This is a genomic window from Protofrankia sp. Cr1, from assembly GCF_963555865.1.
Lineage (GTDB): Bacteria > Actinomycetota > Actinomycetes > Frankiales > Frankiaceae > Protofrankia.
Genome location: NZ_CAUVXO010000207.1, coordinates 1 through 2486 on the forward strand (window position 1 = coordinate 1; position 2486 = coordinate 2486).

At 64.1% G+C, this 2486-nt stretch carries 2 protein-coding genes and 1 other RNA gene; all 3 read left to right on the forward strand.

Features of this window, described 5'->3' with window-relative positions:
- The first annotated feature begins 244 nt into the window (after positions 1 to 244).
- Positions 245 to 670: RNase P RNA component class A (gene rnpB, locus U9980_RS16220), an RNA gene on the forward strand.
- Between the two features lie 455 nt (positions 671 to 1125).
- Entirely contained in the window at positions 1126 to 2304 is a 1179-nt protein-coding gene (locus U9980_RS16225) for an ATP-binding protein (protein ID WP_322768684.1), read from the forward strand.
- On the forward strand, positions 2301 to 2486 hold a 186-nt coding region (locus U9980_RS16230; RefSeq protein WP_322768685.1), incomplete at its 3' end, for a ParA family protein. The genes U9980_RS16225 and U9980_RS16230, both read left to right, overlap by 4 nt.

Consider the following 2486-nt stretch of genomic DNA (forward strand, 5'->3'; position numbering starts at 1 on the left):
TGCGGCGAGCCCCGGTCCGCTGGGCTGCGGCGCAGGAGCGCTCCCAGCCGGTGGCACAGCCGGCCGGGTGTAGTCGATTTTCCTGGCGGATTGATCTCCGGGCGTCGTCAAGGCCGATCCCCGTCCCTTGTCTCATGAGCGACCCGACAGTCGGTCTGCGCTGTCTTCGACACGCAGTATCCCAATACGTGGTTGTCACGCCAGGCCGGACCCGGTCGCGGTGTCATATGCTCAGGATCACGGATGAGTCGGCCAGGCGGTCGCGTCGGTTCCGCTGCGGTCGGTTCCGCTGCGGTGGAGCCGCCGAGGAACGTCCGGGCTCCACAGGGCGGGGTGGTGGGTAACACCCACCCGGGGTGACCCGCGGGACAGTGCCACAGAAAACAGACCGCCGGTGTCCTCGGATGCCGGTAAGGGTGAAACGGTGCGGTAAGAGCGCACCAGCGCCCGGGGTGACCCGGGCGGCTAGGTAAACCCCACCCGGAGCAAGGTCGAAAGGTTCCGGGGCCGTGAGGCCCGGGAACTGCGCAGGCGTTCGAGGGCTGCCCGCCCGAGCCTGCGGGTGGACCGCTGGAGGCTGTCGGCAACGCCAGCCCGAGATAGATGACCGCCGGTCGGGGGCCGCAAGGCGCCCGGCCTACAGAACCCGGCGTACCGGCCGACTCATCCGTCGTACCTGCGCCGATGCCCGGATCATGTCGCTGACCTGGGCATCTGGCCTTTCGTGGTCTGCCGTGACCGTGCCGTCCTGCTCGCACGTCACGGTCCACAGACGGCCCGGGAAGTGGGACGGTCATGATCTATTAGGTCGATCATGCGTCCGCATGCGAGCGCGAACTGGTGGATCAGACCAGAACGCATCGGTTCACGAGGCTGAAGGATGTGAATCTGATGCTGCGATAGAAGCATCAGATTCACATCCTTGAGAGCCGGCCGGGTCGTTGAGGTCTCCCTTTCCCCAGCTGGCGCCCGACGATCTGACGGTGCGACGGTCGCGTCACAAGCCCCCTTCGGGCGGGCCTGTCGACGGGCTGCGCCCTGATCCAGCCGAGATGAGCGACATCGGAGGCAACGCGGCACCTGCTGACAAGGTTTCCCTACTACGGGTGGGACAGAATCAGCGTCATGAGAACAGATCTTGCGACGGCCCTGGGTACCCAGGAGACCGCCAACCTCGAGTTCAAGCGGGAGGCCAAGGACCGTAACGCCATCCGCGAGGCGATCTGTGCTCTGGCCAACGATCTACCGGGACTGGGCGGCGGATGCCTGATCATCGGCGTCGACAAGTCTGGTAGGCCGGTCGAGCAGGTCGACACATCGGATCAGGCGCTGCTCGGGCTTACCAGCATCCGTGATGAGGGGAGGATTCTGGATCGGCCTTCGATCGTGGTGAGTCGCGCCATATTTCAGGGGCAACCGGTCGTCCAGATCGACGTGAGTGCGTCCCGGACCCCACCGGTCCGGTTCGACAACGTCGTCTGGGTGCGGCCGGGACCGTCAACCCGCAGGGCGACCCGCGACGACGAGCGGGTGCTCTCCGAGCGGAGGCGTTCCTTTGAAACTCCGTTCGACGTCCGTCCCGTCACAGGCAGCACCACCGACGACCTCGATCTCGATCTTTTCCGGTCGGACTACCTACGCTCCGCGGTCGATCTGTCGGTCCTGGAGGAGAACGGTAGGCCGACCGAGCAGCATCTGGCGTCACTGCGACTCGCCGACACAGACGGCACCCCGACCGTCCTTGGCCTCCTCGTTGTCGGGCTGGACCCGAGCGCCCGGATTGCCGGCGCGTACGTCCAGTTCATTCGGTACGAGGGGAATGACGTCGGTAGTGTCGTTCAGGATGAGCAGGAACTCCGGATCAATGTCATCAACGTGGCGGAACGGCTGGAGACTTTGTTCAAGGGACATCTGCACACCCGACTGATCGAGGTGAGCGGGTTTCGCGAGGAGCCGAGGCCGGACTATCCGATCGAGGCGCTCCGAGAGGTGTGCATGAATGCGATCATGCACCGCAACTACGAGTCATCGAATGCGCCGGTCCGCGTCGCCTGGTTTGACGACCGGATCGAGGTGACCAATCCCGGTGGACCGTTCGGCCAGGTTCGGTCAGACAACTTCGACCGGGTCAACGACTACCGGAACCCCTCGCTTGCCGCCGCGATGAAGTCGCTGGGATACGTCAACCAGTTCGGCCGTGGTATCGGGCGTATCCGGGCGTCATTGAGCCGGAACGGCAATCCCGATCCTGAGTTCATCGTCGATAACTCCTCGTGGATTGTGATCATCGGGAGCGTGACGTGATCTCGGTGACGCTGTTTAATAACAAGGGTGGCGTAGGGAAGACGACCCTCATCTACCACCTCGCGCACATGCTTCAGCGGCTCGGGAAAAATGTTCTTGCCGTGGACCTGGACCCCCAGTCAAACCTGACGGCAGCCTTTCTTGATGAAGAGAAACTCGAGCTGATCTGGCGGGAGCCCGAC

What these genes read in the sequence shown, in the direction of transcription:
- U9980_RS16225 (WP_322768684.1), top strand. Translation starts at nt 1,126, where the DNA reads ATGAGAACAGATCTTGCGACGGCCCTGGGTACCCAGGAGACCGCCAAC.